The following is a 23,363-nucleotide window of genomic DNA, read 5'->3' on the forward strand; positions in this document are numbered from 1 at the left end:
GACTGCAACAAACTCCTGGTGCGAAAAAAGGATGACCCGCCCGGGGGGACAACCGGGCGGGTCGGGGGCACGACACGGGGTGGATGAGGCGCCCGTGTCGGACGCAGGATCCACGTAAGATCGGCCTCAGATACCTAAATCAGTAGCAGCTACGAACGCGGCCGACGTACTGGCCGAAGGCGTTGTACTGGGCGACCCAGCCGCAGCGGTGATAGCCGTAGTAATAGGGTTCGTTGCTGGCGGCGATCGCGGTGCCGACGATGGCGGCGGTGGCGATGCCGGCGCCCACACCCCAGCCCCAGCCGAGCGGCTTCGCTTCGGCCTGCGAGGTGGTGGCCGCGATGCTGCCGGTGACGGCAAGAGTGGCGAGAGCGAGTGCGGCAAGCTTGGTCTTGATCGACATGTGAAACTCCATCCGGGTTGAGGCGGTCCGTTGTGGTCCGCGTGCCCAATTGGACGGAGGCTTGCCGTATCAGGTTCGAAAGTGCCTCAGGCAGCCTGAATAATCGGATCTTTCTTGAATAATTTCAGGGAGATGAAGGCTAGCCGAGGGGGCCCTTGGCGAGCCTGCTCACGTCGAAGTTATCGACCTCAGTCAGCAATTCGCAGAACGCGCGTGCGCCCTGGTCGATCAACTGCTCACCTTTGGCGGCGACGGCGAGCGTTGCATTGCCCACAGCGCCGCTGGCGTTGAGATCCTGCGCCTGCCAGGCAAAGGGCGCGGGCCGCTGCGTCGAGAGCCAGCGATATTGTTGCTCCATCGCGATGCTGCTCGCGGGAAAATCCGCGATCGCATCTTTGCGCACCTGCCCGGGATAGCGCGCCAGCATGATCGAGGTCTCGACTGCGCCACCGTGAATGCCGTGGCGCACTTCATCGGCCGGGAACAATTTCTCCGCAGCCGACAGGCGCGACCACGACGTCGTCACCACGAACATTTTTTGATGCGCGCGAAGATCCTGCGCCACCAGCATCATTGCCGCGCTGTTGCCGCCATGGCTGGTGATGATGACGAGCTTCTTCACGCCGCGCCGCGCGACGTCCCGGCCGATTTCGGTCCAGCGCTTCAGCGCTAGCTCGGTCGGCAGCGTCTGCGTGCCCGGATAGTCGATATGCTCGGTGGAGATGCCTACGGGTTCAATGGGCAGGAACGTCGCCGGCAGCGTCGCCGGCAGCACCTCCCGCACGCGCGCAAGATAGGCCTCGGCAATCAGCACGTCGGTCTCGAGCGGCAGATGCGGGCCGTGCTGCTCGGTCGCCGCCAGCGGCAGCACCGCGATCCAGCGCGACACATCCGCAGGAGCGGCATCGGTCCAGCGGATCTCGCTCCAGTCGCGGGAAGGCGTCATCAAGGTTTCTTTGCCTGAATTTGTCACGTAGTTTGGGGTTATCAGGGGACGCGGGCCCGGCCGGCCAGCGTCCCCTGATCTCTTGCGGTTTTATCGCGTTGTTCTCACATCGGCCAGACTCGATCGACGGAGTGCATTCATGAGCCCATCCCATCTGCGGCGAGCGTTAACGGCGGGCTTGCTGGCCACTGTGGTGTCGATCCTGCCGGCGCGCAGCGAGACCCTGGACAAGGTCACTTTCGGCACCAACTGGGTCGCCGAGGCCGAGCATGGCGGCTTCTTCCAGGCGGTCGCCGACGGCACCTACAAGAAATACGGGCTCGACGTCTCGATCGTTCCGGGCGGTCCGAACGAGAACAACCGCATGCTGCTGATCGCCGGCAAGATCGATTTCTTCATGGCCGCGAACACGCTGATGTCGTTCGACGCGGTCGCCAACAACGTCCCGGTCGTGACCATCGCTGCGGTCTTCCAGAAAGATCCGCAGGTGCTGCTGACGCAGCCGGATGCGAAGGTCGCCAAGATCGAGGACCTCAAGCCGCTGACGCTGTTTGTCTCCAAGGAGGGCATGACCAGCTATTTCCAGTGGCTGAAGTCCGAATATGGATTCAGCGAGAAGAATGTCCGGCCCTATAATTTCAACCCGCAGCCCTTCATCGCCAATCCCAAGAGCGCGATGCAGGGCTACGTCACCTCGGAGCCCTTCGCCGTTGAGAAAGCAGCCGGCTTCAAGCCCAACGTCATCCTGCTCGCCGATGCCGGCTTCAACACCTATTCGACCTTGATCGAGGCCCGCCGCGACCTGATCGAGAAGAAGGCAGACCTGGTGCAACGCTTCGTCGATGCCTCGATGATCGGCTGGTACAATTACATCTATGGCGACAATTCGGCCGGCAATGCCATGATCAAGAAGCTCAATCCCGAGATGACCGACGACCTGCTCGCCTATTCCGTCGCCAAGATGAAGGAATACGGCATCGTCGATTCCGGCGATAGCCTGAAGAACGGCATCGGCGCGATGAGCGACGAGCGCTACACCTCCTTCTTCAACAAGATGGTGAAGGCCGGCGTCGTGAAGGGCGATCTCGACTTCCGCAAGTCGTACACGCTGCGCTTCGTCAACAAGGGCGTCGGCGTCGAGCTGCGCCCCGCCAAGCCGTAACGTATGCCGAGTTTAGACCCAGGTGTGACGTCGTCGCTTACCTCTCCCGGTTGGGGAAAGGTGGTCAACCCGCGACGTCGAACAGCATTTCGCGATCAATGGTAGAGCGCAAAACCTCGCCCACGGTCGAGGCCAGCCTGACGGCGCTTGCCGTCAGCCTGCGCGCTGTGACGAAGACCTACGACAATGGCGTCATGGCGCTCGGCCCTCTCGACCTCGCGGTGCGCAAGGGGGAGTTCATCTCGCTGCTCGGTCCGTCCGGCTGTGGCAAGTCGACGGCGCTGAGGCTGATTGCGGGGCTCAGCGCAGCGTCATCAGGCACGGTGCGGGTGGCCCGTCACGAGGGGCCCGTGCAGCCGGGCCACGGCATCGGCTTCGTGTTCCAGGAGCCGACGCTGATGCCCTGGACCAGCGTGCGCGAAAACGTGCGGCTGCCGCTGAGGCTCGGCGGCATTCCGAAGGCCGAAGGTCGGGCGCGGGCCGATGCAGCACTGGCCAGTGTCGGGCTCGCTGATTTCGCCGATGCCTTCCCGCGCGAATTGTCCGGCGGCATGAAGATGCGTGTGTCACTGGCGCGCTCGCTCGTGACCGATCCGGACATCCTCCTCATGGACGAACCGTTCGCCGCGCTCGACGAGATCACGCGTTTCCGTCTCAACAACGATCTGCTCGCGTTGTGGCGCAGCCTCGGCAAGACCGTCATTTTCGTGACCCATTCGGTGTTCGAATCCGTCTATCTGTCGCAGCGCGTCGTGGTCATGACGGCGCGGCCCGGCCGCATCGAGGCCGATATCCGCATCGAGACGGTCGAGCCGCGCGGTGAGGAGTTTCGTACCTCGGCGGCTTATTCCGATTATTGCCGCAAGGTGTCGGCCGCGCTGGCGCCGTCCTATTCGGGACAGTCGACGCTATGACCGCGCAATCCTCCGTCACCACGAAGCCGTCAGGTGCGCAAAGCGCGATGCGTCTCGTGCTGCCTGTCATCGTGTTCGCCGCCGGCCTCGCGGCCTGGGAGCTCGTGGTCCGGATCAAGGAGATCCCGCCTTATGTGCTGCCGGCGCCTTCGGTCATCTTTCTGACGCTGATCAAGGACTGGGCGGTGCTGTCACAGTCGCTCGCCACCACGCTTTTGACGACGCTGGAAGGTTTTGTCGCCGCCGGCATCGGCGGCATCGCGTTGGCCTTGTTGTTCAACCAGTCGAAATGGGTGGAATATTCACTGTTCCCCTATGCCGTCGTGCTTCAGGTCACGCCTGTCATCGCGATCGCGCCGCTCTTGCTGATCTATCTGGAGCAGCAGACCGCGGTCGTGGTCTGCGCCTTCATCGTCGCCTTTTTCCCGGTGCTGTCGAACACGACGCTGGGGCTGAATTCGGTCGACCGCAACCTCGCCGGTTTGTTCCAGCTCTATGGCGCATCAAGGCCGCAAACCCTGCGCTTTCTCAAGCTGCCCGCGGCGCTGCCCTATATTCTGGGCGGCCTGCGCATTGCCGGCGGTCTGTCGCTGATCGGCGCTGTCGTCGCCGAGATCGCGGCGGGAACGGCGGGCGCCGGCTCCGGCCTTGCCTACAGGATCGCCGAGTCGGGCTATCGATTGAACATACCCCGCATGTTCGCAGCGCTGCTGCTGTTGTCGCTAGCCGGGATTGTCATCTATGGGGTGCTGGCGCTAATTTCCCACCTCGTTTTACGGCGCTGGCATGAGAGCGCGCTTGGAAAGGAAAACTGATGTCAACCGGTTCGATTTCGTCCGATAAGATCGACCTTCTGATCTATGGGCCGGTGCGGCCGATCCTCGAGAGCGGGTTTTCCGATCATTTCGTCGTGCACAAGGCCGAGACGCGCGGTGACCTCGAGCGGCTGACGCCGGCGATCCGCGAAAAGATCCGCGGCGTTGCCGTGACCTATCACACCGTTCGCGCCGACAAGGACTCGCTGTCGCAATTGCCCAAGATCGAGATGGTTGCGAGCTTCGGCGTCGGCTACGACCATATCGACGCCAAATACGCTGCCGAGCACAACATCATCGTCACCAACACGCCCGATGTGCTGACCGAAGAAGTCGCCGACGTCGCGATGGGGCTGCTGATCTCGACCGTGCGTGAGTTCATCAAGGCCGACCGTTACGTCCGTTCCGGCCTCTGGCAGACGCAGAATTATCCGCTCAGTGTCGGCTCGCTGCGTGACCGCAAGGTCGGCATCGTCGGCATGGGGCGCATCGGCCAGGCGATCGCGCGCCGGCTCGATGCCTCGCTGGTGCCGGTGGTCTATCACTCCCGCAATCCGTCCAAGGACGTGTCCTACAAGCACTATCCCGACCTGATCGAGATGGCGAAAGCGGTCGACACGCTGATGGTGATCGTGCCGGGCGGCGCCAGCACCAACAAGATGATCAACGCCGAGGTGCTGAAGGCGCTGGGCCCGCGCGGCGTGCTGGTCAACGTGGCACGCGGCTCTGTCGTCGACGAGCCCGCGCTGGTGCAGGCGCTGAAATCGGGCACCATCCTCGCCGCCGGCCTCGACGTGTTCGCCGCCGAGCCGAACGTGCCGGACGAGCTCAAGACCATGCAGAACGTCGTGCTGCTGCCGCATATCGGCTCGGCCTCGGTGGTGACGCGCAACGCCATGGACCAGCTCGTCGTCGACAACCTCAAGTCCTGGTTCGCCGGCAAGGCGCCGCTGACGCCGGTTGCTGAAACGCCGTTCAAGGGGCGCTGATGACTGCTCTTCGGGTCGTTGCATTGCTGATCGCGACCTCTGTCGCCGCGATCAGCGCTGCGCGTGCGCAGGATGCGACGACCCTGAAGAAGGGGATGGTCGGGCAGTGGGAGCTCTCGACCACCGAGCGCAGCAAGACCTGCGTCGTCACCATCAAGGGCGATGCGGTGGCGCAGGGTTTCAAGCTCGAGCTGGAGCCGGCCTGCAAGACCGCACTGCCCTTCACCAAGGACATCGTGGCCTGGAGCATCAAGGGCCTCGACATCGTCCGCCTCCAGGATGCCACCGGTGAATCCGTGATCGACTTCACCGAGGTCGAGGCCGGCATTTTCGAAGGCCTGCGGCAGGGCGAGGGCGTCTACATCCTACAGGATCTCGCCGCCGCCCGCTCGATGGCCAAGTCGATGGACCAGATGATCGGTGACTGGGCCATGGTGCGCGGCAACGGCCAGCCGATCTGCGGATTGACGCTGACCAACACGGAAGCCGAGCAGGACAATTTCCAGGTCTTCCTCAAGCCGAAATGCGATGCGGCCATCGCCCAGTTCAACCCGACGCAATGGCGGCTCGAGCGCGGCCAGATCATCCTGATGTCGAAATCGGGCGACGTCTGGCAGTTCGAGGCCGACGACAACGCGCAATGGCGGCGGGTTCCCGATACGGCCGATCCCCTGATCATGCTGCGCCAATAGGCGCCCCTCCGGTCCTGCAATTTTTCTGTGGCGCATGTCGCTCCGGCCCCGGCTGGATCGTCATCTCCATAGCGAGCTGATCGCGCGGCCGAACCGGCTGCGTCTCGCCTCAACAGGAGTTTTGCATGCGCTTCATGTACATCGTCACCTCCAGCCAGCCGATGAAGGGCCCGTCTCCGGCGCTGATGGAGGCCATGCAGAAGATTTCCGAGCGGGAAATCAAGGCTGGCCGGATGATCGACAATGGCGGCCTGATGCCGCTTGCGACCGGCGCGCGGGTGCGGATCGTCGACGGCGAGCTCAGCGTCGTCGATGGCCCCTTCATCGAGGCCAAGGAAGTGGTCGGCGGCTACGCCATTTTCGAGCTGCGCGACAAGGCGGAAGCCCTGGCCATGGCCAAGGAATTCATGCAGCTGCACCTCGACCACATGCCGGGCTGGGACGGCACTTGCGAATTGCGGGCGTTCGCCACGCCGGGCGTGGATGGCGCCTGCGAGGTCAACGCGCGGTCCGAACTAGCCGCCCACGCCTGATGAATGGCACACCGCGTCAGGGTCGGCGGCGATGACGGCCGCCGACATCGATCAGGCCATCCGTGCCACGATTCACGCAACATGGCGCGTCGTGCAGCCGCGGCTGATCGCGACGCTGGCGCGGATGCTGCGCGACGTGCCGCTCGCGGAAGAGCTGACCCAGGACGCGCTGGTGGCGGCGCTCGAAGCTTGGCCCGCCGTCGGTGTCCCTGACAATCCCGGCGCCTGGCTGATGACCGCCGCCCGGCGGCGCGCGCTCGATCATTTGCGGCGCGGCAAGATGCTTGGCGACAAGCACGACATGCTGGCGCGGGACATGTTGCAGGAGCAGGAGACCGTGCCGGATTTCGATGCCGCGCTCGACGATGATATCGGCGATGAATTGCTGCGGCTGATCTTCACGGCCTGTCATCCGATCCTGTCGCGCGAGGCGCGCGCGGCGTTGGCGCTCCGCATGATCTGCGGCCTGACCACGTCCGAGATCGCGCGCGCTTATCTCGTGCCTGAAGCAACCATCTCCCAGCGTATCGTCCGCGCCAAGCGGACGCTGTCGAATTCCGGTCTTGCTTATGAGACGCCGAGCGGCGAGGCGCTGTCGGAGCGCCTCGCCTCGGTGCTGGAGGTCGTCTATCTCATCTTCAACGAGGGCTATCTCGCCGCGCGCGGCGAGGAATGGCTGCGGCCGCAGCTCTGCGACGAGGCGCTGCGCATGGGCCGCGTGCTCGCAGACCTGGCTCCGGACGAGCCTGAGGTTCACGCCCTCGTCGCGCTGATGGATCTGAATGCCGCGCGGGCGCGTGCGCGTACCGATGCGAAGGGTGACCCCATTCTGCTGATGGACCAGGATCGCACGCTCTGGGACTGGCTTCAGATCCGCCACGGGCTGCGGTCGCTCGAACGTGCCGGCGAGCTCGGCGGCGCCGGCGGATTCTACGCGCTTCAGGCTGCGATCGCGGCGTGTCATGCCAGGGCAGAGTCCGCTGCAGCTACCGACTGGCGGCGCATCGCGCAGCTTTATGCCGAGCTGGCGCGGCTGGTGCGCTCGCCGGTGATCGAGCTCAATCGCGCGGTCGCGGTCGGTATGGCCTGGGGGCCGCAGGCCGGCCTCGACGTGCTGGACCAGATCGCCGGCGAGCCGGCGCTGCGCGCCTATCACCATCTGCCCGCTGTTCGCGGTGATCTGCTGCAAAAGCTCGGACGGCTCGCAGAGGCGCGGCAGGCGTTTGAGGCCGCCGCGCATCTGGCGACCAATGGACGTGAACGCGCGCTGATGGAGCGCCGCGCTGCGGCGCTTCACACCCAGGACAGCTAGGTCGTCGGCTTGGGCGGCGGCGCGGTGCCTTGCGCCCATTTCTCCAGCTTGCCGAGCACGCCCCAGGCCGTCAGCGCCAGCGAGATCGGAAGCGCGAACTGGCTCAGGCCCGGCACCGCCGACGCGATCGTTCCGAACAGTCCGGCAAGGCCTCCCGCATTGGGGCTTGCGGTCACCGCCGAAAGCAGCGCGGTGATGAGCGAGCCGCCGATGCCGAGCGCGGTCTTCTTGCCGTCGAGCATCTTGCCGATAGTCTCGCCAAGCGCGCCGTTGACCTGGCCGAGCACGGGCTTGCTGTTCTTGTCGAGCAGGACGCCGAGCAGGTCGAGCACCGGCTTCAGCTGGTCGACGGGCGTGGGATTGGCCGGAGTGGTCGTTCCGGGCAGCGGCGCGGTCTTGTTGACGAGAGAGAACAGCCGTTCGAGCAGGCTGACTGGATCATTGGTGGCCACTGTCGTGCCGCCGGATGTCGTACCGCCAGGTGCTGTGGCACCTGGCGACGCGCTTGCGCCTTGCAGCAATTGCGCGAGACCTTCGAGCCGCTTCAGGATCTGGGACAGATCGACATTTGCCGTCTGGACCGGCTGCATCCCTGCGCGCGTGATGGCGGCGACCGTGGCTCCGTCGAGCAGACCGGTGTCGGGAAGGCCGTGGCCTTGCTGAAATTCGGAGACCGCCGCCTTGGTCTTCGGTCCGCTGATGCCGTCTTCGTCGAGCGGCGGATTGGCGCCGAGCCTGTTCAGGGTCTGCTGCATCAGCAGCACCGATGACGCCACATCCTCGTCGGGCTCGGAGTGAGGGGCAATGGACGGGCTGTCGTCGATCGTGATCGAGGAATCCAGCGCCATCATCGCATGCAGGATGACCGCGGTGCCGAGCTGGGTATCGACATGATTAGGATCGAAAACATGGTCGGCGACGAATTTGCCACCCCTTGCTTCGGTCGGTCCGTACAGGGTCGAGCCGCCGTAGAGATAGGGCGAGTTGACGCCTTTGGCGTGATAGCCGAGGCCGTTGAAGCATTCGAGCCGGTAAAGCGTGCGAGCGATGCACCAGTCCTGTGTGCCGACGAAGTGCTGGATTCGCAGTGCGTCCACGGCGCCGTCGACGAACGAGCTGAACGGGCCGCGCCCTTTCGGAACGAGGCAGGTCACGCGATGCAGCGTTTCGCCGTTGCCGAGATAGGTGTCGAAATCGAAATTGGACTCGCGATAATGGCAGAGCGCGACGAAGTACCAGGGCACGCCGGTCAGTCGCTCGACCTGCTGGTAGGTCGCCTTGCCGTTGATCGCCTTGCGTGCCGTCGCATTGGCCTCGCCGAGACGTGTGGGCCTGATCTGGAGATTGGCCCAGTTTCTCTCATATTCACTCTTCAAGCTCTCGTATGACACCATCTCCTGCTCCCGCGAATGGATAAAATTATCGGTTCGTCGTGCAATCAAGCATGAGCCGCGTGCGACCGTTTGCGGGCACGGGCTCTGAGTGTGGTTCGGCAAATGTGGCAGGCCATCGCCAGAGTGCATGTGAAATGGCTTACACGTGCGGCGCGAAAGATTGCGGTCAAAGGACGCAATATCGGTGACGTATGCGCGAGTGCGCCGCCATCACACGCAATCCGGGAACCGGCCGGGCGGTCATCCGTTAACGACGGAGACGGTCTGCTTAGGGAATCCCGCAATGACCAAGCGCGTTCTCGCGATCGGCATCGAACCCGGCAATGCGGATTACAGCGCATTCCCGCAGCTCACGCCGGCGCTCGTGCGCAACTACATCGAAGCACAGCTGCTGCGCCTGCGCGGGCTCGGCTATGAGGTCACGAGCTGCCTGATCGATCTCGACGCCGCCGCTGAAGCTGCCGTGACGGCGGCGCTGCGCGACGAGCGCTTCGATTGCATCGTCATCGGCGCCGGTCTGCGCGAGCCGAAGGAGCGGCTATTGCTGTTCGAGAAGGTGCTCAACCTCGTCCACCGCCTGGCGCCGCAGGCCGCCATCTGCTTCAACACCACGCCCGCCGACACGGCAGAATCCGTGCAGCGCTGGCTCGAGCCGTAGCCGCGGCAGGTGCTTCAGCCGTGGCTGTCGTGACAGGCTGGCCCTTTGGCGCAAGGGGCGGGCGCGCGTCGGATTCAAACGAAAATTTCTGGCACGGGATCGTCCCAAACGCTATGACTGGCCCGATCGGATGGGAGGATTCGGGATGCTTCGACGTCTTGGAATTGCGATGTGTTTCTCGGTTGCGATGGCCGTGCCGGTCCATGATGCGATGGCGCAGGACGCTATCGGCGGCGCCATCATCGGCGGCGTGGGCGGGGCGATCGTGGGCGGCGCGCTTGGCGGCGGCCGCGGCGCGGCCATCGGTGCCGTCGTCGGCGCCGGCACGGGTGCTGCGATCGCGTCGGAAGGCGAACGCCGCCGCTCCGGCTATTACGCGTATCAGCGCGGCTGCTACATGCAGCGCCGGGACGGCCGCTACGTCCCTGTCGATCCGAGATACTGCTACTGAGCCGATCTTGCGCCGGCGCTGTCTCGCACGCGCCGGCGTTGCCATATCTGATCGTTATGACCGATCGTTATGTCTGATCGCGCTGCTTAAGCAGCGCTGGCCTGGCTGACGGCGTCGCCAAGCTCGGCATTGGTGTAGGCCTTGCCGCCGATGCCCCACAGGCCGTCCACCGCATAGACCATGTTGACGAAAATCCGCTCGCGCGGATGCCGGCCTTCCGCGGCCTTGAACGCGATGTCGGTGGCCTCTCTGATGAAGCTCGCCTTTTGTTCGGCGCTTGCCAACGCAAAGGATGGGACTTTCAACTCGACCACGACGATGTCGTTTGACGTTCCACCGGCGAAGGACCGGCCTTTCGGGACGGTGTTGATCTCGCCGATCACATTCGGCGTGATGAACGGATTGCCTGCCAGATCATGATGCCTGAGAAACGAGGCGGTCAGCTCGGCGAACATGGTCTTCTCGGCGGCGGCAGTGAAGATGCCATCGGTGGCGACGACGGTGATCGGCATGATTGAAACTCCTCGTGATGTCTGCGCCGCGACCGCCGGCTGCGATCGTGGCTTGCGATAATATTGCGATCGTTATATAACGATCGTGATTGCATTCGCACGGCGTGGGCGATGCTGTCAACAATAAAATAACGATCGTTATGTAAAAGGTGCGGTGGTGCGATACAAATCCGGACACAAGGAAGAGGCCCGCGCGCGCATGGTCGCGGCGGCCGGCCGCGGTTTCCGCCGCCAGGGCTATGGCGGCATCGGCGTCGACGGTCTCGCCAAGGAGGCCGAGGTCACCTCCGGCGCGTTCTACGGACATTTCTCGTCCAAGGGGGAGGCATTCAAGGCCGCGTTGGTCGCGGGCCTTGAGGAGCTGCGCATCGGCGTCGAGACTTTGCGCGCCGAACACGGTCCCAAATGGGTCGAGGTATTCGTCGATTTCTATCTCGGTCAGAAGCGGGTCTGCGAGCTCGGTTCGAGCTGCGCGTTGCAGAGCCTGACCTCCGAGGTGCAGCGCGCAGAAGTCGGGGTCAGGACCGTGTTCGAGGCCGAGATCGAGGGCGTCGTGAACGCGGTCGCCGAGGGGTTGCCGGGCCGCGCCGCCAAGGACAAGCGCGCGCGTGCCTGGGCGTTGCTCTCGATCCTCTCCGGCGGTGTCACGATGGCGCGGGCGGTCGCGGACAAGGATGTCAGCGCCGCGATTGCGTCCGCGTGCCGCGCGGCTGCGCTCAAGGCCTGCGCAGAGACCTGATCAATTCAACCGAGGAGTGCGAGATATGCGCCTGTCGAACTATCTCTTTTTCACGACCCTGTGCGAACCGGCGCTTGCCTTCTACGCGGCCTGCGGTCTCGGCAACGTCACCGAGATCATGCGTCACGGCGAGGGCGGCATGCCGCTCCGGAATCCCGCGATGCGGGGCAAGATCATGCACGCGAAGTTCGAAGGTCCCGGCATCTGCTTCTATGCTTCGGACAACGACGACGCCGAGCCCATGCGCGGCTCCGCGCACCACCTGATGATGGATGATCAGGACGCAACGACGGACCTGTTCGCGCGTCTCGCCGAAGGCGGCACGATCACCACGCCGCTCGGCATCCAGCCCTGGGGCGACTATTACGGCAAGCTCACCGATCGCTTCGGCGTGCAATGGATGTTGAACTGCGCGTTGGCGCGCGGCTAGCGCATGAGCCCGGCGGTCGGTGCAATCAATTTCGCGCCGCCGGGGCCTCCGGCATGATCTGGCGTAGCGGCTCGGGCGAGATCGATATCTGGCCCGTGAACGGACGATCGTGCGCGGCGATCAGGAGCACCGAGGTGGCGACGCCGGTTGCGAACAGGCCCATCGCGATGGCCGATCCCAGGCGGTTGTCGCAATGAACGAAGCCGATCACCAGCAACTCGCACAGGGCCTGGAGATACAGGCACCACCATTTCACCGAATTGACCGAGGCCAGGCTGACGATGATGCGCTGCCGCCGCGCATCCAGCGCCTGCTCCAGCGCGGCGAGGACCTCGCGCTGCGTGGTTTCCTGCGTTCGGCCCTGCGGCGTCATCGTGACGACGAGCTGCAAGGCCTCGGCGAGCGCCGAGGGCGTCGCCTTCAGCGAGGCCTCCTGATGCGCCATCATCGGCCATTCCTCCGCAACGGCCTGACCGACATAGTCGCGCACCAGTCCGCGTAGCTTCGTTTCCTGCTCCGCCGGCAGGCCGGCGGCGAGCAGCACCGCGCTGCGCAGCGCGCTGGCCTCGCGGCTCACCGCGGCGCCGGCGCGGTCGCTGTCACCCCAGACCTGCGCCGCGGTGAAGGCGACGAACAGGCCGAAGGTGATGCCGAGCACCGGCAGCATGCCCGGCGAGATCGCCTTCAGCGCTTTCGCCCGCTCTTCGGTCGCGACCCGTGCGACGGAGATGAACACCGCTGCTGCCAGCAGGTAGGTGAAGCCGAAGATCACCAGCGCCATCAGGGGCACCGGCAGGTTGTGCAGCCAGTCGCTCATGCGGTTCTGCTACGTGATTCGTGGGGTGAAATCAGCCGCGTCCCGTGGCGCTGGCGACCCCCGGCCCGCCCGACGATCGAGGGCGCATGACGGTGCCTGTCGGCTGGTCGAGCCACCGGGGGGATGGTTGTGCGTCAAGCCAATGTCCGGTTTATCGCGCTGATCCGATTTGCATTTTCTTGAATCGTCGCTTCCAGGGGAGGGCAGTCGCGGCGAAGATGCCGCAGGCTCGTTCGCCGTCCCGCAGCGAACCTGTCCTCGGTTTTGAGGACCAAGGAATGATGGTTCAAGCTCAATCGGAATTGAACATGAAACTTGTCGCTTTGGTCTTTACGTGCCTCCTGTTCTTCGCATTGCCCGCCGGCGCAAATGACGCGGACACCTTCAACGCGATGGTGGTATTGGCCAACAAAGGAGACGCTGAGGCGCAGTACCATGTGGGCATGATGTATAATAACGGCATTGGCACGCAACAGGATCGTAGCCAGGCATTCGGGTGGTTTCAAAAATCGGCTGCGTCCAACCATCCGCTGGGAGCTTATAAGCTCGGCTGTTATTACGATGGGCAGGGCGCCGGCATTGTCGAATCCGACCCGGATCAGGCGCTGAAATACAAGCTTGTTTCCGCCGAAGCCGGTTATGCGCTTGCCCAGCACGATGTCGCAAATCTGTATGACAGGCGCGGAAATTCGCAAGAGGCGCTGAGATGGTGGAAGATGGCGGCCGATCAGGGATATCCCAACGCCCTCTTCAGCCTATCCCGCGTGTATTCTGCAGGAAAAGGCGCATCACGAGATCTGTCCTTGTCGTATGCGTATTTCAAACTCTCGAACATCGCGCCAAGGAAAAATGTGAATGAGATGGCTACCCTGCTGTCCAAGCCGGAGCTTGCGACTGCAGAAAAACTGGTTTCCGAATGGAAGCCACAACCAACGGCTCTGACGCTCAAGGCAAAGAGCGGCTTCAGCGCAGCGGAAGAACACCTGAGGACCAGCAGCAATTAGATGTCCTGATTGGTCTTAAATCAGCCGCATCCCGCGCAGGCTCGAATGGCCGCTCTTGCCGACAATGATGTGGTCGTGCACGGCAATCCCGAGCGGCTTGGCGATGTCGATGATCGCCTTGGTCATCTGGATGTCGGCCTGCGAAGGCGAGGGATCGCCGCTCGGATGATTGTGGACGAGGATGAGGGCGGTGGCCGAAAGCTCCAGCGCGCGCTTGATCACTTCGCGCGGATAGACCGGGGTGTGGTCGACGGTGCCGGTCTGCTGCACCTCGTCGGCGATCAGCTGGTTGCGCTTGTCGAGGAAGAGCAGGCGGAACTGTTCCTTGTCGGCGAAGGCCATGCTGGTGCGGCAATAGGCGATCACCTCGTTCCACGACGATAGCGCGTTGCGGCTGTTGACCTCGCCCCTGGCGACACGATGCGCGGCGGCAGCGATCAGCTTGAGCTGGTTGATCGCGGATTCACCGACGCCATCGACCTCGCGCAAGCGCGCCACCGGCGCATGAACGACCTCGGCGAACGAGCCGAAAATCTTGATCAGTGTCTTTGCCAGCGGCTTGGTATCGCGCCGCGGCAGCGCCGGGAACAGCGCCATTTCCAACAGCTCGTAGTCGCTGAGCGCGTCCGCGCCCGCGCTGTAGAAGCGCTCGCGCAGCCGCTCGCGATGGCCGAGATAATGCGGCGTGTCCTCGGGCTTGCTGTCGTCGGCGTCGGTCCTGGCGGGCATCGTCCGCCAGCATTGCTGCGGATCTCCGTTTTTGCAACCGTCAATTGCCGCGGTCTCAGCGATCGCGCTTCCACCCCGGCACCAGCGCAGCGAGCCGGTCCTTGATTGGGCGTTCGAACATCGGCCCACCCATGGCTCCGGGCGGCGGCCCCGGAGGCGGCCCGGCGCGTCCGACCGTCGCCTCCGCCCGGCGATCGACGCCGAGCGTCAGCGTCGCGACGTAGCGTTCACGCTCCTCCTTCACCGCGCAGAAGGCGCGATGCTCGGGATCGGAACGTTCGATGACGTGGTCGTTGGCGTTGATCACCATGCGCTGCCGCGCGCGGCCGCCGTAGTCGGGTACATTGGCGTAGATGAACTCGTTCAGCGCGTCGGGCAGGAAGGTCTGCCCGGTCAGCACGGTCCGGTCGCCGAGAAACACCTTGAAATGGATATGCGTGGTGCGGCCGTCATACCAGCCGGGATAGATGGTGTTGAACGTCGCCCACCCGGCGCCATCGGTCATTTGCGTGCCGCGCAGGAATGTCTTGCCGGTCGCATCGACATTGTGTGCATCGCTCTGGCCAGGAAACGCCGAATAGAGCCCCTTCGCGTCGCAATGCCAGACGTCGACCCGCGCGTCATGAATCGCGGTGCACGCCCCGGCCTCGATCACCCGCAGCCGCAGGGTCAGCGGCACGCCGGGCCTGCCCTCGGCGATGTCGGATCGCACCAGTTTCGGGTCGGAGTAGAACGGCCCTTCCTCCGCCTGTGGCGTCAGGATGCAGGCGGGCCCGGCGTCCGCCGCAACAGAAGCAGCCTTTGCGCGGGCCGGCAGCAGGCCCGCGGCGCTGGCCGATACAAATCCGAGGAAGCCGCGCCGCGTCGAGGTATTCACTGCTTGTCTCCTGTCTGCTTGACGAGAGATCGTCATCGGGAAACAGGATGGCAAGATCAGGCTTTGATGATGGCGACAATCAGCTCCGCGGTTTCCCATCGTGTCGCGCGCGCGGGGGTAACGTGACAGTGATCACTCCGGTGAGAATGAGCGTCATTCCGGCCAAAGCTGACCAGGTGAAACTTTCGCCGAGCAGGGTGGTGCCGAGCATCACCGCGAAACCCGCCCGCAGATAGCTCCCGCTGGTGGTGCCGAGTGGACCAAGTGTGCGGATCAGCCGGAAATAGATCACCATCGCGAATGCCGTGCAGACGACCGCGAGCGCGACCACAGCTGCGATTGCCTGCGCCGGCGGTGGCGCCAGCGTCCACGGCCGCTCGAGGATCGCGGCCGCGGGCAGCATCAGGATTGCGGCGCAGCTCATGGCGCCTGCGGCCGTGACGATCGCGGGAAGTGTTTTGAACCGCTGCCCCCATAGTGGCGCGAGCGCGTAGCAAAGGCTCGCGCCGAGCACGGCCGCTTGCGCCAGTGGCGCAGTCGTGCCGATGCCGGACAGCGCATCGATCCCCAAGGTTATCGCGACGCCCGCGAGGCCGAGACCGACGCCGGCCATTGTCCGGCCGCTGACGGCCTGCCGCCCGCGCCCGGTCATCAACGCGATCGCGAGCACGAACATCGGTGGTGTCGCATTGAGCACGCCAGCAAGGCCACTCGTGATATGCGCCTCGCCCCAGCTGATCAGCGTGAACGGCAGTGCGCTCTGCAGCAGCCCTTGCACGAGGAAGGCCGCCCACACCGATCCCCGGCCCGGAAGTGCGTGTCCCTGCGCCTTCGCAACAAGAAGGAGGAGACCTGCCGCGAGCGTCACGCGCCCTGCGACCATCGTGAATGGCGGAATCGAAGGGATAGCCAATTTGATCAGCGTGAAGGAGCTGCCCCAGATCAGCGACAGCAGCAGCAAGAGGGCGATTTCGCAGGCGAGGGCGGGTTGCTTCGATGTCGCGTATTCGGCCTGCGTGCTCATGTGATTTGCTCCGGGATCTGCCGGCAACATGATCCGAAGGCAACGGCGCGGGCTGGCCGAATTCGGACCTCATCGTTCGATCGAGTCCGATTTCAGCTACTCCGCGCCCCGCATCGAAACTATTGTCGGGGCATGACGACCGGCCCGGCGCAACGGCAAGCCCTGCCACCGCATCTCGATTGGGAGACATGCGACCGGGCGCGGCTGGCACGTGCCCGGTCGTTCGACGGCCTGTTCTTCTCCGGCGTTCGCTCGACGCGCATCTATTGCCGGCCGGTCTGTCCGGTTCGTCCCGCACGCTCGGAGAATGTCACCTTCTATGCGACTGCGGCGGCCGCCGAGCGGGCCGGCTTTCGTCCGTGCCTCCGCTGCCGGCCGGAAACGGCGCCGGGCTCGCCGGCCTGGCTGGGGACGGCCACGACCGTGGCGCGCGGGATGCGGCTGATCGATGACGGCTTTCTCGATCGCGCCACCATGACGGAGCTCGCCGAGGCGCTTGGCGTCGGGCCGCGCCATTTGTTGCGCCTGTTCCTGCGCCATGCCGGCGCGAGCCCGAACGACATCGCGGCGACCCGGCGCGTGCAGGAAGCCAAGCGCCTGATCGATCAGACTGAGATGACGTTGGCGGAGATTGCGTTTGCGGCGGGCTTCGGCAGTGTCCGCCGGTTCAACGATGCCTTTGCCGCGACCTACAAAAGGCCGCCGTCATCGTTTCGCCGGCGGCGGTAGAGAACGATCACTGCGTTGTCATTCCGGGCTCGCTGCCGCGCGGCGCCCCGGAATGACCGGGTATCATTGGCCGATCTGCTTCTCGCCGTGCCGCTCCGACAGCGTGAAGATCTCGACGCCCGTCGCCGTCACGCCGACCGAGTGCTCGAACTGCGCCGACAGCGAGCGGTCGCGGGTCACCGCAGTCCAGCCGTCGGACAGGATCTTCACATGCGGCTTGCCGAGATTGATCATCGGCTCGATGGTGAAGAACATGCCGGGCTTGAGCTGCACGCCCTCGCCGGGACGGCCGATATGGATGATGTTCGGCTCGTCGTGGAACATGCGCCCGAGGCCATGGCCGCAGAAATCGCGCACCACGCTCATGCCCTGCGGCTCGACGAAGCTCTGGATGGCGTGGCCGATGTCGCCGGTGGTGGCGCCGGGCTTCACTGCGGCAATGCCGCGCATCATGGCTTCATAGGTCACTTCGATCAGCCGCTCGGCCTTGCGTGCGATCGGGCCGACCGCATACATCCGGCTGGAATCGCCGTACCAGCCGTCGACGATGAAGGTGACGTCGATGTTGACGATGTCGCCTTCCTTCAGCGGTCGGTCGCCGGGCATGCCGTGGCAGACCACGTGGTTGAGCGAGGTGCAGGTGGAGTAGCGATAACCGCGATACATCAGCGTGGCCGGATAGGCGCCATGGCTGAAGGCGAAGTCGCGGACGAATTCGTCGATGCGATCGGTCGGCACGCCGGGGCCGACGATGTCGGTGAGCTCGTCGAGGCACTTCGCCACCAGGGCACCCGCCTTGCGCATGCCGGCAAAGGCGGCCGGCCCATGCAGCTTGATCTGTCCGGTCTTGCGCAGGGAGGTATCGGTGGCTTCGACGTAGCTCATGCGGATATTGTCTTCTGGGCTTGGGCCCGGTGCGGGCGGAAGGGCTTGATTTCAGGCCCTAATTTAATGATTGCGGGCCTTCGTGCAAGCTCAGGCTAAGGCGTTTTCGAGCGAAGTGGGTCCCGGTTCGCGCCAAGAAGACGCGTTAGAACAAGAATCCTACCCGCCATGCGGGCGAAGCGGGCTCAAGTCGGGACTTCTACGGTGGTTTCGACCGGCAGCGCACCGCCGCGGACGCGGATTTCCCGGACCGGGTAGGGAACTCGGATGCCCTCGCGCTTGAAGGCGTCCCACAGCGCCAGCATCACGTCGCTCTTGACGGCATCCATGCCGTCAGGGTCCGCAAGCCAGAGCGTCAGCGAGAACTTCATGCCGGCCTCCGCGAACTCCGTGAGCAGGCAGTTCGGCGGCTTGCCCTTCTGCGCGCGCGGATGGGCCGACGCGGTCTCGATCGCGACCTTGCAGACCAGCTTCGGATCGGCGTCGTAATTGGTGCCGAAGGTGATCTTCACCAGCGTGTTCTTGTCGGTGTAGGTCCAGTTGACGACCTTCTGCGTCACCAGATCCTCGTTCGGCACCAGGAATTCGCGGCCGTCGCCGGCGGCCACGGAAATATAGCGCGTCTTCATCGCGCTGATGCGACCGGTGTTGTCGCCGATGGTGACGAGGTCGCCCGGCTTCACCGATTTGTCGGCGAGCAGGATGATGCCGGAGATGAAGTTGGCGACGATCTTCTGCAGGCCGATACCGATACCGACGCCGACCGCGCCGGAGAACACCGCGAGCGCCGAGAGGTCGATGCCGACCGCGCCGAGCGCGATCACGATGGCGACCGCCAGCAACCCGATGCGGATGATCTTGATCAGCAGCACCTGGACCGACGGCGTCAGATCGGTCGTCGAGTTGATCTTGCTCTCGGCGAAATTGCTGGCGATGTTGGTGAGCCAGAGCGCGATGATCAGGAGCGCGCCGGCCTTGATCACCAGCAGCGGCGTCAATCGCAGCCCGCCGAGCACGATCGCGTAGGAATCGAGCAGGTCGACCGTGGTGTCGAGCTGGCCGAGGATGGACAGCGCAGCGAAGAACCAGGCGGCAACCGACACCAGCTTGACGATGAAGGCGTTGCGCAGCACCGAGGTCACGAGCCGGATCGCGAGCCAGGCGAGCCCAAGCTTGGCGGCGACCATCAAGAGATAGCTGCGGCTCGGCCAGGTCGCATGATACATCACCACGCGCGAGATGATCACGAGCAGGGTGAACACGGCCGTCGAGGTGCTGGCGGCCATCACGTGGACGAAACGGCGAAGCGGCATCGGCCAGCGCATCGCGAGCGAGTTCGTGTCCACACGGCTGCGCATTGCGGCTTCCGCAGCATAGGCGATCCCCGCCGCCGCCAGAATCAATCCGAATTGCAGGTAGAACCAGGGGGACGAGATTTCCGCCCCGACGCTGCGCGCAGTCGTCTGCACGAACTCCATGAGGTCTTTGAGGTCCATGTCCATCGGGCGGTCTCGGGAAAGCGGTCGGGCGGTTTGATTCGAAAGCGCCGCAGATTCTCACAAAGGAAGCGGCCGGGCCATCGATACACCGCGAAGTGAAGCGCGTTAAGGCCGCAAAATACGGGCAGATTGCCGCGAGCGGGAGAAAATGGGTTGGCGCGCAGGGGCTGCGACGATATGGATGAAATTCCAGCGATTTGTACCCGGAAGGTGGATGGCCTCCCTCGACTCTTTTAGCATCGCCATTCTGCTCGGCGCCGTCCTCGTCATGGCCGGTATCCTGTCGAGCCTGCTCGCGCTGCGCTTCGGTGCGCCGTTGCTGCTCGTCTTCCTTGCCATCGGCATGCTCGCTGGCGATTCCGGCCCCGGTCAGATTCAGTTCAACGACGTCGGCACGACCTATCTGGTCGGCTCGGTGGCGCTGGCCCTGATCCTGTTCGACGGCGGGTTGAAGACGCGCTTTGCCAGTATCCGTGCCGTGCTCGCGCCCTCCGTGGTGCTCGCGACCGTCGGCGTGCTCCTGACGGCGCTGATCACGGCGCCGTTCGCGAAATACGCGCTCGACCTCAACTGGGCGGAGTCGCTGCTGGTCGGTGCTGTGGTCGCCTCGACCGACGCGGCGGCCGTGTTCCTGCTGGTGCACACTCAGGGCCTGCGTCTGCGTCCGCGCGTCGGCGCGACGCTGGAAGCGGAATCCGGCACCAACGATCCCTTCGCGATCTTCCTCACCTTGATGCTGGTCGAATACATCTCGCTGGGCTCGAGCACGCCCGGTCATGTCGCGATGGAGTTCATCCAGGAGGCGGCGCTCGGCGCCATCGTCGGCGTGATCGGCGGACGCCTCGTCGTCATCGGGCTCAACAAGGTCGCGCTGCCGCAGGGCCTGCATGCGCCGTTCGTCACTACGGCCGCGCTCGTGATCTTCGGCGGCTCGCAGATCATGCATGCTTCCGGCTTCCTGGCCGTCTACCTCGCCGGTATCATCATCGGCAACCGGCCGACGCGCGCGCATAATTCGGTCGTGGCGTTCCTGGATGCCGCGACCTGGCTGGCACAGATCGTGATGTTCGTGCTGCTCGGCCTCTTGGTGTCGCCGAGCCGGCTGGGCTCCAGCGTCCTGCCGGCGATCGGCGTCGCCTTCGTCCTGATGCTGGTGGCTCGGCCGATCGCGGTGTTCGTCTGCCTGGCGCCGTTCCGTTTCAACTGGCGCGAAAAGATCTTCATTGCCTGGACCGGCCTGCGCGGCGCGGTTGCGATCTTCCTGGCGTCGATCCCGATGCTGGTGGGCCTGTCGAAGGCCTATCTCTATTTCGACGTCGCCTTCGTCGTTGTGATCATCTCGCTGCTGCTGCAAGGCTGGACGCTGGCACCGGCCGCGCGCAAGCTCCATGTGGCGCTGCCGCGCGCCGAGCGCGGCCCGCGCCGCGTCGAGCTGGATCTGCCCGGCCAGCTTGAGCAGCAGCTGGTCGGCTATCCGGTCCGGCCCAAGAGTCTCTATTTCCGGCGCGGGCTGATTCCGTCCTGGTCCAAGCCGACCCTGGTGATCCGCAAAGAGAGCATTTTGACGCCGGCGGAAGCCGAGCCGGTCGCGCCTGGCGACTACATCTATCTGCTCGCACCGCCGGAAAAGGCCGAGGCGCTCGACCGCTTCTTCGTCGACATGCAGCCGAGCACGGCGCCCGACCCGCATCTGCTCGGCGACTTCATGGTCTCCGGCGAGCACACGCTCGCCGAGCTCGCCGAAATCTACGGCGTGAAGATCGGCGAGGATGACGGCAAGCTCACGCTCGCTGACTATTTCGACGTCCATCTCGACCGCGCACCGAAGGAAGGCGCCGAGCTCGCTCTGGATTCGATCGTGCTGGTGGCGCGCTCGATCTCCGGCGGCCGCGTCAACGTCGTCGGCCTCCGCCTGCCGGAAGAAGATGAGACGCCGGCGCCGCTGACCCGCAGCCAGGCGCTGCGGAAGAAGCTCGCGGAGCTCTGGGCCTCGGTGGCGGGAGTTTAGAGGCTGCCCACCTCGCGAAAGTCGTCGTGAGGGCGATTGCCAGACAACCGCCACCAAATCGCCGCATCCGGTTCCGGAACGCTCTGCGGCGTTGTCCGTTCTTAGCCGCGTAACGGTCAACACGTCTGACAGGAGCAATTCATGCGCAAACTCATCCTGCCCGCCATCGTCGCGCTCAGTCTGGGAGCGGCGGCGCCGGCGATGGCCTATGACACGGGCGATCAGATCTCGATGCAGGCGGCGCTCGATGTCGCGACCGATATCGGCGTCATGACCATCTCACACACCGAGTTCGCCGGCGACGAATGGCAGATCGAAGGCCGCGACCGCAGCGGCCGCTGGATGGAGGTCGACGTCGACGCCCGAACCGGCGACGTCCGCAACGTCGATCGCGGGTGGTAAAGGCAAACGCGGTGTCCGGCGAGGATCAGATTCTTCGCCGGGACGACAGCGGTGGATGGGTTGGCAGCGCACTTCACGTCAGCACTTTCACCCCGCCGAACGACGTCACCCGCCCCTGCCTGAGCATCACGATCTGCGTCGCGAGCTGACGCAGTTCGGCGACGTCGTGGCTGACATAGACCATCGGGACATTGGCTTCGTCGCGCAGCCGGACCAGATAGGGCAGGATCTCGAGCTTGCGGGCCTCGTCGAGCGCGCCGAGCGGCTCGTCGAGCAGCAAGAGGCGCGGCTTCGACAACAGCGCACGGCCGAGCGCGACGCGCTGGCGTTCGCCGCCGGAGAGCTTTCCGGGGCGGCGATCGAGCAGCGCGCCGATGTCGAGCAGCTCGACGACGCGCGTGTGTTGCGCCGGATCGCGCGCGAGACGGTTCATCCGCCTGCCATAGTCGAGATTTTGCGCGACGTTGAGATGTGGAAACAGCCGCGCATCCTGGAACACATAGCCGATGCGGCGGCGCCAGGCCGGCACGTGAATGGCGGCAGCGGTGTCGTCGACGGTCTCGCCGTCGATGACGATGGTGCCGCGGTCGGGCCGCAGCAGGCCCGCGATCATGTTGATCAGCGAGGTCTTGCCGGCACCGGAGGCGCCGAACAGGCCGGTGACGCGGCCTTCGCTCGAGAACGACGCTTGAAGCGAGAATTCGCCGAGCTGTTTTTCGACATCGACGCGCAGCATGGTCAGTTCCCGTGCAAGCGCTGAGTGGCGCGGCGGGCGAACCATTCGGCGGCGATGAGCGCGCCGAGTGCGAGCACAATCGAGACGATCACGAGCCGCCCCGCGGCGGCGTCACCGTCCGGTGTCTGGATCAGCGAATAGATCGCGGACGAGATCGTCTGGGTCTCGCCGGGAATGTTGGACACGAAGGTGATGGTGGCGCCGAACTCGCCGATCGCCTTGGCAAAGCCGAGCACCATGCCGGCCAGCACGCCGGGCAGCGCCAAGGGCAGCGTCACCGTGAAGAACACCTTGAAAGGTGCCGCACCGAGCGTCTCGGCGGCCTGTTCGAGCTTGCGGTCGATCGCCTCGATCGACAGCCGCATCGGGCGTACCAGCAGCGAAAACGACATCACCCCGCAGGCGAGCGCCGCGCCGGTCCAGCGGAAGGCGAAGACGATGCCGAGATGATCGGCGAGGAAGCCGCCGACGAGGCCGCGGCGGCCGAAGGTGAGCAGCAGCAGATAGCCGGTCACGACCGGCGGCAGCACCAGCGGCAGATGCACGACGGCATCGAGCACCGACTTGCCCCAAAAATCCTTGCGGGCGAGCAGCCACGCCAGCGCAATGCCGAATGGCGTTGCCACCAGCGTCGCGATGACGGCGACCCTGAGCGAGAGCAGGATTGCCGTCCATTCGGCGGGAGAGATGTCGAACACGACAA

General features: G+C 64.7%; 27 protein-coding genes. 15 read left to right on the plus strand and 12 right to left on the minus strand.

Translation table 11 applies throughout. The features are described 5' to 3' along the window. Positions 1 to 139 precede the first annotated feature (139 nt). The gene (locus tag JQ587_RS31210) at positions 140 to 403 is read right to left on the minus strand and encodes a hypothetical protein (protein ID WP_212303486.1); all 264 of its coding nucleotides are present in this window, start codon (positions 401 to 403) and stop codon (positions 140 to 142) included. A 139-nt stretch (positions 404 to 542) separates the two neighbouring features. Next, on the minus strand, positions 543 to 1,349 hold the full coding sequence (locus tag JQ587_RS31215; RefSeq protein WP_212427898.1) for a creatininase family protein: 807 nt from the start codon (positions 1,347 to 1,349) through the stop codon (positions 543 to 545). Between the two features lie 139 nt (positions 1,350 to 1,488). Between JQ587_RS31215 and JQ587_RS31220 the strand changes: the two genes are divergently transcribed. The 7 genes from JQ587_RS31220 (at position 1,489) to JQ587_RS31250 (ending at position 7,766) form a co-directional block, all read left to right on the plus strand. After that, on the plus strand, positions 1,489 to 2,511 hold the full coding sequence (locus tag JQ587_RS31220) for an ABC transporter substrate-binding protein (RefSeq protein WP_212427899.1): 1,023 nt from the start codon (positions 1,489 to 1,491) through the stop codon (positions 2,509 to 2,511). Positions 2,512 to 2,609: 98 nt separating this feature from the next. After that, entirely contained in the window at positions 2,610 to 3,425 is an 816-nt protein-coding gene (locus tag JQ587_RS31225; RefSeq protein WP_212427900.1) for an ABC transporter ATP-binding protein, read from the plus strand. After that, positions 3,422 to 4,240 (plus strand): ABC transporter permease, encoded by an 819-nt coding sequence (locus JQ587_RS31230; RefSeq protein ID WP_212427901.1) that lies wholly within the window; start codon positions 3,422 to 3,424, stop codon positions 4,238 to 4,240. The genes JQ587_RS31225 and JQ587_RS31230 overlap by 4 nt, the downstream gene beginning before the upstream one ends. After that, positions 4,240 to 5,229 (plus strand): 2-hydroxyacid dehydrogenase, encoded by a 990-nt coding sequence (locus JQ587_RS31235; RefSeq protein ID WP_212303481.1) that lies wholly within the window; start codon positions 4,240 to 4,242, stop codon positions 5,227 to 5,229. Before JQ587_RS31230 ends, JQ587_RS31235 begins: the two co-directional genes overlap by 1 nt. Further along, positions 5,229 to 5,921 carry an AprI/Inh family metalloprotease inhibitor gene (locus JQ587_RS31240; RefSeq protein WP_212303480.1) on the plus strand — a complete coding sequence of 231 codons (693 nt, stop codon included), beginning with the start codon at positions 5,229 to 5,231 and terminating at the stop codon, positions 5,919 to 5,921. The genes JQ587_RS31235 and JQ587_RS31240 overlap by 1 nt, the downstream gene beginning before the upstream one ends. 125 nt (positions 5,922 to 6,046) lie before the next feature. Further along, positions 6,047 to 6,454, plus strand: coding sequence for a YciI family protein (locus tag JQ587_RS31245; RefSeq protein WP_212303479.1), 408 nt, complete (start codon positions 6,047 to 6,049; stop codon positions 6,452 to 6,454). A 31-nt stretch (positions 6,455 to 6,485) separates the two neighbouring features. Continuing rightward, on the plus strand, positions 6,486 to 7,766 hold the full coding sequence (locus tag JQ587_RS31250) for an RNA polymerase sigma factor (protein ID WP_212427902.1): 1,281 nt from the start codon (positions 6,486 to 6,488) through the stop codon (positions 7,764 to 7,766). Here the strand turns inward: JQ587_RS31250 and JQ587_RS31255 are convergent. After that, a complete protein-coding gene (locus tag JQ587_RS31255) occupies positions 7,763 to 9,160 on the minus strand; it encodes a peptidoglycan-binding protein (protein WP_212427903.1) in 1,398 nt (465 codons plus the stop codon). The two genes, JQ587_RS31250 and JQ587_RS31255, sit on opposite strands and share 4 nt — an antisense overlap. Positions 9,161 to 9,443: 283 nt before the next feature. On the opposite strand from JQ587_RS31255, the gene JQ587_RS31260 reads away from it, so the two are divergent. Further along, positions 9,444 to 9,818: a hypothetical protein gene (locus tag JQ587_RS31260; protein ID WP_212303476.1), complete on the plus strand. Its 375-nt coding sequence runs from the start codon at positions 9,444 to 9,446 to the stop codon at positions 9,816 to 9,818. A gap of 145 nt (positions 9,819 to 9,963) precedes the next feature. Then, positions 9,964 to 10,269 carry a YMGG-like glycine zipper-containing protein gene (locus JQ587_RS31265; protein ID WP_212303475.1) on the plus strand — a complete coding sequence of 102 codons (306 nt, stop codon included), beginning with the start codon at positions 9,964 to 9,966 and terminating at the stop codon, positions 10,267 to 10,269. 86 nt (positions 10,270 to 10,355) lie between these two features. On the opposite strand, the gene JQ587_RS31270 is transcribed toward JQ587_RS31265, so the two are convergent. Continuing rightward, positions 10,356 to 10,781, minus strand: a complete 426-nt coding sequence (locus tag JQ587_RS31270; protein ID WP_212303474.1) for a tautomerase family protein — start codon at positions 10,779 to 10,781, stop codon at positions 10,356 to 10,358. A 157-nt stretch (positions 10,782 to 10,938) separates the two neighbouring features. Between JQ587_RS31270 and JQ587_RS31275 the strand changes: the two genes are divergently transcribed. Beyond that, complete coding sequence (locus JQ587_RS31275; RefSeq protein WP_212427904.1) at positions 10,939 to 11,520, plus strand: TetR/AcrR family transcriptional regulator; 582 nt, start codon at positions 10,939 to 10,941, stop codon at positions 11,518 to 11,520. 25 nt (positions 11,521 to 11,545) lie between these two features. Then, positions 11,546 to 11,950, plus strand: coding sequence for a VOC family protein (locus JQ587_RS31280; protein ID WP_212427905.1), 405 nt, complete (start codon positions 11,546 to 11,548; stop codon positions 11,948 to 11,950). Positions 11,951 to 11,975: 25 nt separating this feature from the next. On the opposite strand, the gene JQ587_RS31285 is transcribed toward JQ587_RS31280, so the two are convergent. After that, complete coding sequence (locus JQ587_RS31285; protein WP_212427906.1) at positions 11,976 to 12,767, minus strand: bestrophin-like domain; 792 nt, start codon at positions 12,765 to 12,767, stop codon at positions 11,976 to 11,978. An 86-nt stretch (positions 12,768 to 12,853) separates the two neighbouring features. On the opposite strand from JQ587_RS31285, the gene JQ587_RS31290 reads away from it, so the two are divergent. After that, positions 12,854 to 13,771 (plus strand): tetratricopeptide repeat protein, encoded by a 918-nt coding sequence (locus tag JQ587_RS31290; RefSeq protein ID WP_212303471.1) that lies wholly within the window; start codon positions 12,854 to 12,856, stop codon positions 13,769 to 13,771. 15 nt (positions 13,772 to 13,786) lie between these two features. Here the strand turns inward: JQ587_RS31290 and radC are convergent, their stop codons facing one another. From radC to JQ587_RS31305, 3 genes are all read right to left on the minus strand, one after another. After that, positions 13,787 to 14,500: a RadC family protein gene (gene radC, locus JQ587_RS31295; protein ID WP_212303470.1), complete on the minus strand. Its 714-nt coding sequence runs from the start codon at positions 14,498 to 14,500 to the stop codon at positions 13,787 to 13,789. Between the two features lie 55 nt (positions 14,501 to 14,555). Then, entirely contained in the window at positions 14,556 to 15,377 is an 822-nt protein-coding gene (locus tag JQ587_RS31300) for an intradiol ring-cleavage dioxygenase (RefSeq protein ID WP_212427907.1), read from the minus strand. A gap of 79 nt (positions 15,378 to 15,456) precedes the next feature. Next, positions 15,457 to 16,401, minus strand: a complete 945-nt coding sequence (locus tag JQ587_RS31305; RefSeq protein ID WP_212427908.1) for a DMT family transporter — start codon at positions 16,399 to 16,401, stop codon at positions 15,457 to 15,459. Between the two features lie 132 nt (positions 16,402 to 16,533). Between JQ587_RS31305 and JQ587_RS31310 the strand changes: the two genes are divergently transcribed. Beyond that, positions 16,534 to 17,130: a bifunctional transcriptional activator/DNA repair enzyme AdaA gene (locus tag JQ587_RS31310; RefSeq protein WP_212303467.1), complete on the plus strand. Its 597-nt coding sequence runs from the start codon at positions 16,534 to 16,536 to the stop codon at positions 17,128 to 17,130. A gap of 63 nt (positions 17,131 to 17,193) precedes the next feature. Here JQ587_RS31310 and map read toward each other — a convergent pair whose 3' ends face one another. Together map and JQ587_RS31320 are read right to left on the minus strand one after the other, a co-directional pair. Continuing rightward, positions 17,194 to 18,015: a type I methionyl aminopeptidase gene (gene map, locus JQ587_RS31315; RefSeq protein WP_212303466.1), complete on the minus strand. Its 822-nt coding sequence runs from the start codon at positions 18,013 to 18,015 to the stop codon at positions 17,194 to 17,196. Positions 18,016 to 18,200: 185 nt separating this feature from the next. Further along, the gene (locus tag JQ587_RS31320; RefSeq protein ID WP_212303465.1) at positions 18,201 to 19,517 is read right to left on the minus strand and encodes a mechanosensitive ion channel family protein; all 1,317 of its coding nucleotides are present in this window, start codon (positions 19,515 to 19,517) and stop codon (positions 18,201 to 18,203) included. Between the two features lie 211 nt (positions 19,518 to 19,728). On the opposite strand from JQ587_RS31320, the gene JQ587_RS31325 reads away from it, so the two are divergent. Both JQ587_RS31325 and JQ587_RS31330 read left to right on the plus strand, forming a co-directional pair. Beyond that, positions 19,729 to 21,522: a potassium/proton antiporter gene (locus JQ587_RS31325; protein ID WP_212427909.1), complete on the plus strand. Its 1,794-nt coding sequence runs from the start codon at positions 19,729 to 19,731 to the stop codon at positions 21,520 to 21,522. 141 nt (positions 21,523 to 21,663) lie between these two features. Continuing rightward, positions 21,664 to 21,924, plus strand: coding sequence for a PepSY domain-containing protein (locus tag JQ587_RS31330; protein ID WP_212427910.1), 261 nt, complete (start codon positions 21,664 to 21,666; stop codon positions 21,922 to 21,924). A 73-nt stretch (positions 21,925 to 21,997) separates the two neighbouring features. Here JQ587_RS31330 and modC read toward each other — a convergent pair whose 3' ends face one another. Both modC and modB read right to left on the minus strand, forming a co-directional pair. After that, positions 21,998 to 22,660: a molybdenum ABC transporter ATP-binding protein gene (gene modC / locus JQ587_RS31335; protein WP_212427911.1), complete on the minus strand. Its 663-nt coding sequence runs from the start codon at positions 22,658 to 22,660 to the stop codon at positions 21,998 to 22,000. Positions 22,661 to 22,662: 2 nt separating this feature from the next. Beyond that, complete coding sequence (modB, locus tag JQ587_RS31340; protein ID WP_212427912.1) at positions 22,663 to 23,358, minus strand: molybdate ABC transporter permease subunit; 696 nt, start codon at positions 23,356 to 23,358, stop codon at positions 22,663 to 22,665. Between the last annotated feature and the right edge of the window lie 5 nt (positions 23,359 to 23,363).

It is taken from the genome of Bradyrhizobium manausense (assembly GCF_018130615.1).
In the GTDB taxonomy this organism is placed as follows: domain Bacteria; phylum Pseudomonadota; class Alphaproteobacteria; order Rhizobiales; family Xanthobacteraceae; genus Bradyrhizobium; species Bradyrhizobium manausense_A.